Annotated in this window: 9 protein-coding genes; 2 read left to right on the top strand and 7 right to left on the bottom strand. The window is 54.6% G+C overall.

Annotation, left to right across the window (positions count from 1 at the left end):
* Positions 1-103 precede the first annotated feature (103 nt).
* Complete coding sequence (locus tag ACN0UH_RS17695; RefSeq protein WP_417663290.1) at positions 104-973, bottom strand: LysR family transcriptional regulator; 870 nt, start codon at positions 971-973, stop codon at positions 104-106.
* Between the two features lie 112 nt (positions 974-1,085).
* On the opposite strand from ACN0UH_RS17695, the gene ACN0UH_RS17690 reads away from it, so the two are divergent.
* Entirely contained in the window at positions 1,086-1,511 is a 426-nt protein-coding gene (locus ACN0UH_RS17690; RefSeq protein ID WP_089360046.1) for a VOC family protein, read from the top strand.
* Positions 1,512-1,563: 52 nt separating this feature from the next.
* Here ACN0UH_RS17690 and ACN0UH_RS17685 read toward each other — a convergent pair whose 3' ends face one another.
* Genes ACN0UH_RS17685 through ACN0UH_RS17665 form a run of 5 tightly spaced genes read right to left on the bottom strand, consistent with a single transcriptional unit; the run spans position 1,564 to position 5,518 of the window.
* Complete coding sequence (locus tag ACN0UH_RS17685) at positions 1,564-2,199, bottom strand: SCO family protein (protein ID WP_417663289.1); 636 nt, start codon at positions 2,197-2,199, stop codon at positions 1,564-1,566.
* Between the two features lie 11 nt (positions 2,200-2,210).
* Entirely contained in the window at positions 2,211-3,110 is a 900-nt protein-coding gene (gene cyoE, locus ACN0UH_RS17680) for a heme o synthase (protein ID WP_417663288.1), read from the bottom strand.
* A 16-nt stretch (positions 3,111-3,126) separates the two neighbouring features.
* Positions 3,127-4,185 (bottom strand): COX15/CtaA family protein, encoded by a 1,059-nt coding sequence (locus tag ACN0UH_RS17675; protein ID WP_417663287.1) that lies wholly within the window; start codon positions 4,183-4,185, stop codon positions 3,127-3,129.
* A gap of 30 nt (positions 4,186-4,215) precedes the next feature.
* Positions 4,216-4,812: a hypothetical protein gene (locus tag ACN0UH_RS17670; protein WP_417663286.1), complete on the bottom strand. Its 597-nt coding sequence runs from the start codon at positions 4,810-4,812 to the stop codon at positions 4,216-4,218.
* A complete protein-coding gene (locus ACN0UH_RS17665) occupies positions 4,787-5,518 on the bottom strand; it encodes an SURF1 family protein (protein ID WP_417663285.1) in 732 nt (243 codons plus the stop codon). Before ACN0UH_RS17665 ends, ACN0UH_RS17670 begins: the two co-directional genes overlap by 26 nt.
* 87 nt (positions 5,519-5,605) lie before the next feature.
* Between ACN0UH_RS17665 and ACN0UH_RS17660 the strand changes: the two genes are divergently transcribed.
* Positions 5,606-5,809, top strand: coding sequence for a twin transmembrane helix small protein (locus ACN0UH_RS17660; RefSeq protein ID WP_417663284.1), 204 nt, complete (start codon positions 5,606-5,608; stop codon positions 5,807-5,809).
* A 41-nt stretch (positions 5,810-5,850) separates the two neighbouring features.
* On the opposite strand, the gene ACN0UH_RS17655 is transcribed toward ACN0UH_RS17660, so the two are convergent.
* Entirely contained in the window at positions 5,851-6,738 is an 888-nt protein-coding gene (locus ACN0UH_RS17655; RefSeq protein ID WP_417663283.1) for a cytochrome c oxidase subunit 3, read from the bottom strand.
* Between the last annotated feature and the right edge of the window lie 5 nt (positions 6,739-6,743).

Here is a 6,743-nt window from a genome sequence, read left to right as displayed (position 1 = left end):
GCTGAAATACAAAACGCCCGATGCGGTGCATCGGGCGTTAGGGTGAAACAGGTGTAAACCTATTTCAGGACTAGACACGAGATTCACAGGCACAGCGACACACTCAAGTGTTGGTGGATGTTTGGAGCAAGCACTCAAGCAAGCAATCGAGCGCTGGCTGGCGCTGGGCACGGCGTAGCAGTGCAACCAGTTCGCGGTGAAACGTTAGTGGACCCAGCTCAATTACGCGCAATTGTGTCGGCCGTTGTAGCCATAAACCCGCTCGAGGAATCAGCGATACGCCCATGCCGTTCTCAACCATGCGCACGATGGCTTCAAGCTCATCCAGCTCCAAGGTATCGTGCACATCAATATGCTGCTCACGCAAAAATTTGCTTACCAGCCTGCCGCCGAAAGAGCGCCGGTCGTAACGGACGAAAGGCTGTTCAGCAAGTACCTGTAGCGGCTCATCGGCGGTGACGGACAAAGGAGTGATCAGCACAAACGGCTCGCGCGCCAAGCTGACTTCGAGCAGTTCCTTGGGTAACTCAAACGGTGGCTTGATCAGCAGCGCGAGGTCAATTTCGCCCGCATCGATCTGGCCGAGCAGATTCAAGGAAACCCCGGGGATTATTTTTAACTCGACCTGTGCCGCCTGAGCACGAAAGCGCGGCAATACATCAGGCAATAATCCTGTCTGTACGCTGGCAATTGCCCCAACCTTCAACTCGCCACGCCATTCTGCCAGCCCTGTCGGCAGAGCCATTTGCGCGAACAGGCCCAGCATTTGTTCAGCCAGTGGCAGCGCATGCCGGCCCGCAGCATTAAGCACAGCCGCGCGCCCGCTGCGGTCAAACAAGCGTAGGCCCAAGCCCTGCTCAAGCACGCGCATTTGTGCGCTGACTGCCGATTGCGTCAGGCCCGCGTGCTGCCCTGCAGCCGCGAAGGTGCCATGTTTTGCAACTAGCAAAAAAGTTTTCAGCTCGCGGAGCATGGGCGTCTCGATTAATCAGTTTTATTTGAGCTTAGGCGCAATAATATTCGCTTTTAATCATTTTTACTGTAGCTAAACTGAGAGCATTAGTTAATCGAAACAGGATATCTGCATGGCTCTCGCTCCGTTCCACCTGGCTATTCCGGTTTATGACTTAAAGGCTGCCCGGCACTTTTATGGTGAAGTGTTTGGCTGTCCCGAGGGGCGTAGCAGCGATCATTGGGTTGATTTCGACTTCTTTGGCCACCAGTTAGTCATCCATGAAAGCCCAAAGACGGACTCGCAAAGCCACGCGCAGAGCAACCCAGTCGATGGCCATGACGTGCCGGTGCCGCATTTTGGTGTGGTCTTGGGCTGGCAGGATTGGGAACAACTGGCGCAGCGGTTGCGCGAACGGCAGACCGAATTTGTGATTGAGCCTTATGTGCGCTTCAAAGGTCAGGTTGGCGAGCAAGCCACCATGTTCTTATTTGACCCTTGCGGTAATGCGCTTGAGTTTAAAGCCTTCAAAGACCTCTCGCAGATGTTTGCCAAGTAAACCTCTGCCGGCCAGGCGCAAACCACAGCGTGAGTTTGCGCAGGCCTTGCTATCAGTCTTTCTGCGTCAAAAGCGTTGGCAGTTCAGCCGCGAGTTTTTGAATATTCAGTGGTGAGCGAATAAAGCCGCGTTGCCTGCCGTCTGGCCCAATAATTACTAGATTGCCGCTGTGGTCAACGGTGTAGTTGGGCTTGCTGGTGTCGGCTGGAATAAACGGAATGCTGACCCCGTTAGCCAGTTTTTCGATGGTTTCTTCTTCACCGGTCAGGCCCATGAAGCTTGGGTCAAAGTAACCGAGGTATTTCTTCAGTTGCTCCGGCGTATCACGATTCGGGTCAACGCTGACCAACACCACGCGCAAATTGGCTATGGCCTCTTCGGGCAGCATTTTTTTCAGTTCACGCAGCTCCGCTAATGTTGCCGGGCAAATGTCCGGGCAAAAGGTGTAGCCGAAGAACAACAGACTCCATTTGTCTTTGAGCTGCTCGGTCTTGAATGGCTTGGCGTTTTGGTCAATCAATTCGAGATCTGGCACGTTTCGGCCCTGGGGCAGTAAAACGATACCGGCATCGAGTAACTTGGTCGGGTCGGTCTGCCCTTTGCTGCTAAGCACCTTGTTGACAGTGAGCCCCAATACCAGAGCAATGACAGCGACAAGAACAAAAACGGTAGTCTGAGTACGGGTCATGGCACCAAAATCTATAAGTTGAAGAAGAAGTAATGATCCACCAGCAACGCGATAAACAACAGAAACAGGTACCAGATACTGTACTTGAAGGTGTTGATTGCCGCGTGCGGTTTGCTGTCACGGTACAACACCACTGACCACTGCAGAAAGCGTGCACCCAAAACTACCGCGCAGACCAAGTACAGCAGGCCGCTCATGTGGATAGCGTAAGGCAGCAGGGTAACGGCGAACATCATGCAGGTGTAAAGAATGATGTGAACCTTTGTGTAATGTTCGCCGTGGGTGACCGGCAGCATCGGGATATCGGCTTTTGCGTATTCCTCTTTGCGGTGAATGGCCAGCGCCCAAAAGTGCGGCGGCGTCCAGGCGAAGATAATCAATACCAGCAGCAGTGGTTCGGCGCTGATATGCCCGGTGACTGCCACCCAGCCTAACAGCGGTGGCGCTGCGCCAGCCAAGCCACCGATGACGATATTCTGCGGCGTCGCACGTTTCAGAAAGCCGGTGTAGAGCACTGCATAGCCGAGAAGCGAGGCGAGTGTCAGCCAAGCCGCCAGTTCGTTAGTAAATGCCAACAACAGCGACATTCCGCTTATGGCCAAGAGCAATGCGAAGCTCAGCGCCAATATGGGTGACATGCGCCCAGACGTTACGGGACGTTTGTGTGTGCGCGCCATGATCGAGTCGATACGTCGGTCAACCACATGATTCACTGCAGCGGCAGCGCCTGCGCATAAACCAATGCCGATGTTGCCGAAAATCAATACCTGCCAGGCCACGCCCGCTCGTGTCGCGAGAAACATACCGACCAGTGAGGTGATCAGCATCAGCACCACGACACGCGGTTTAGTCAGTTCGAGAAAGTCACGCCAGCTCAGGTGTGTCGCTTGTTCGCGTAATAGAGTTGCCATGCGATTACCCCTTTTCTTATGCGTTAGACGCCCGTACAACGCCTGACTTGTGCAGCAAAGCTGTTTCAGCGGTTGCGGTCCGTGCGTAGGCAGTCGCCGGAGCACGGACGCAGTAATTAACCAGGACCATGCACATCAGCAGCACCGCGCCGCCTGCGTTGTGCGCCACCGCAACCAGCAGTGGTAGGTGAAAAATCACATTACTGATGCCTAAACAAACCTGCACGGCAAGCGCGAGCAAGACGCCAGCCGCCAGCTGCTTTAGCCCCGCCGCACGTAGTTGCCAGGCTAAAAGCAGGAGCATGCAGGTGACGAGCAGGGCGCCGACACGATGGGTCATGTGGATCGCTGTGCGTGCGTCACTGTCGAGTTGACCGCCAAGATAATTCGGGCCGATGTGCTGGCTGAGATGAAAGCCATTAGCGAAGTCCATTGCTGGCCACCACTCGCCATGACATTTGGGCAAATCCACGCAGGCGACTGCGGCGTAATTACTGCTGACCCAGCCGCCCAGAGCAATTTGGCCGATAACCAAAGCCAATGCTGCGCCAGCGAGCAACCTTAAACGTGGCGGGATTGAGGGGATTGCCGGTGCCTTACCCGAGAGACGTAAGGTGAGTAAAAATAACAAGCTCAAGGTCGCAAAGCCGCCGAGTAGATGCAAGGTCACCACTTGTGGCCAAAGTTTGAGGGTGACCGTCCACATGCCGAAAGCGGCTTGCACAATCACTAGCCCAAGTAGCAGTAGCGGCAGTTTCACCGGTTGCTCAGCTCGCCCGTGTTGCCTAAGGGCATGCACCGCTAAACCCAGCATCACTAAACCAAGGGTGCCAGCAAAGTAGCGGTGAATCATTTCTGCCCAGCCCTTGGCGACCTCCACCGGTGCTGCCGGGAATCGCGACTGGGCTAGTCCTTGCGCGTGTTCGCTCATGGGTACGCCGATAAAACCGTAGCAACCTGGCCAGTCCGGACAGCCGAGCCCTGAGTGACTAAGGCGCGTATATGCACCCAATATCACTACAACGGCTGCAAGCAATGTGGCAAACAATGCAAAGCGATAGCCCGGTTTAGTCATCAAGCACACTCCCTAAGTGCAAATCTGCTTTCAGCCAATGCGCGACAGTTTGAGCAAGTGCTGCAAGTCTTTTAGTGTTTCTTTGCCATTGTTGTTGCTGTCATAACGAAGCACCAAGTTGCCGTGTGGATCGACAATCCACAGTTGCGCCTCTTCGGCCTTGGCGCCGGTGAGTTGCAGGGTTTTCTGGTAGCGAGACAACTCCAGCGAATGCTGGGCAAGTTGTGGATATTCACGTTTCAGCTGATTGTCGTAATCACCGTTAACCGGCTGGCTGGTGGCGAGCGTATGAGTGGCTCGGGTGGCTTCGCGGTTAAGGCCGATGTTGATTTGGCGCGCAAGAAACACCAGCTTTTTGCAGTCTTCCGTACAGGCATTGGGTGCGGTCACGAGTAGCTGCCAGCGTTTATCCTCGGCACCGTTAACACCAAGGCTTTCGAGGTTCTCCCCGGTACCAAGGAGCTCGCCGTGGTAGTTGCGGCTTTCTGGCACCCAGAAATTGCCGTAATACATGGCCGTTGCCAGCACCATCGGACCAATCACGATGGCCAGTATCAGCAGCAGCTGTAAGCGTCCGGCAATCCGACTTCTTGGCGTCGTATCAGGCATGGTGATGCTTGGGTTCATTGTGCGGCTCCCGTGCGTTATGCACACCTAGGTAAATGAACAATCCGATTAGGGTCAGCGCCATTGCGAACCACTGCACGGCGTAGCCAACGTGTTTGTCTGGGCTCATCGATACCACTGGCCACTGCGTTTCAAATGCAGCGGGCCCGGGTTCAATTCGCAGCTCATTGGCCAAGCCTGCTCGACCGAGTTGTTGCCACAGGGTTTTGGCGTCGACTTTGGTGATCAGTTTTGGCCAAGCGCTGCTGGCGGCGACGTCCTGTAGTTGCAGACCATCGCCCAATGACACATAGACCGTCGCATTGAGTTGCAACCTTGAGTCTGGCGTATCGAAGGTTGGGGTTATTCGCCGGTCGGGCCATGGCAACCAACCGCGGTTAAGCAGTACCCATAAGCCGCTGATTTGATCGTAAAAGGGTTGCAGTACTTCAACGCCTGCATGGCCGTCACGGATGCGGTTATCCAAGAGCAGGCTGTGCTGGCTATCGAAGGAGCCCTGCAACTTGACCCGCACGTAGGCTATGTCCTTTTGGCCTTCAAGCTGGTTCAGGCTGATCGGAGCGGAGACTTCTTGCAGTTGATGAGCGGCCAGCATTTGCCTTTTTTGTTCGGCTCGGTCGAGTTGCCAAACGCCCAGACCAACCAGCACGGGCAGCAAGATAAGCACTGCTATGCCTGGAATAACGCCCGGACGAAAGCCGATCATGACATCTGCCTAAGTAACCCGACGAAGCTGGCTATACTGTTTGTTGAGTGCATTTCACTCCCCCCGGAGCCTTCTAAGGAGTCACGCATGCTTAAAGCCGCGATCATCCTGCTACTGCTTGCGACCCTGGTCAGCTTGTTCAGCGGCCTGTTGTTTTTGGTTAAAGATGAAGGCCATGGTTCTCGAGTGGTCAACTCGCTGACCGTCAGAGTTAGTTTGACCGCTGCAACCGTAGCGCTTATCGCTTGGGGTTTTTACAGCGGTCAGTTGGTCAGTCATGTCACTTGGTGATCCCTTCCTGAACCTTCAAAAATTAAGTGCTCTGCTCTTCGTCAGAGCACGTAGACGAAGATAAACAAGCCAAGCCAGACCACATCCACGAAGTGCCAGTACCAGCTTGCGGCTTCAAACCCAAAGTGTTTCTCCGGGTTGAAGTGCCCCTTCATCACGCGCATCAACATCACGAACAGAATCAGTGCGCCCATGGTGACGTGTGCACCGTGGAAGCCTGTGAGCATAAAAAATGTTGCGCCATAGATTCCGGAACCCAAAGTCAGGCCCAGATCGTTGTAGGCTTCGTAGTATTCGTAGGCTTGTAAAAACAGGAAGGCCACACCGAGCACCACGGTGAGTGCCAGCCAAGCTTTGAGTGCGCCGCGCTTGTCCTTTTTCAAGGCATGGTGAGCGAAAGTCACGGTGAAACTGGAGCTGACCAGCAAGATGGTGTTGATCAATGGCAGGTGCCAAGGGTCAATCACGCCGCTTGCTGGTGGAAACAGTTTTGGATCGGGCGTGTTCAGCAGCGGCCAACTGAACTGGAAGTTCGGCCACAGCATATTGGCAGCGCCTTTAGCACCTTCACCGCCGAGCCAGGGTCCGGCAAGCTGGCGAACATAGAACAGTGCGCCGAAGAATGCGGCAAAGAACATCACCTCGGAAAAGATGAACCAACTCATGCCCCAGCGAAACGAGCGGTCCATCTGTGGGCTGTAGAGTCCTTCGTGACTTTCCTTGATCACGCTGCCGAACCAGCCAAACAGCATGTAGGCGAGAAACAAGCCGCCAATAAAGAAGATCAGCGGGCCATGCGAATCGGGGCGCTCGGCAGACATGTCATTGAACCAGGTGCCAACCCCGTAAACGCTGATCAGCATGCCGAAGGTGGCAATGATCGGCCACTTGCTTTGTGACGGTACGTAATACGTTTCGTGAGACGCCATCTTTG

It is taken from the genome of Pseudomonas sp., assembly GCF_048265905.1.
Taxonomy (GTDB): Bacteria; Pseudomonadota; Gammaproteobacteria; order Pseudomonadales; family Pseudomonadaceae; genus Aquipseudomonas.
Note: the sequence above shows the minus strand (reverse complement) of the source record. Positions and strands in the feature narration are given on the sequence as shown.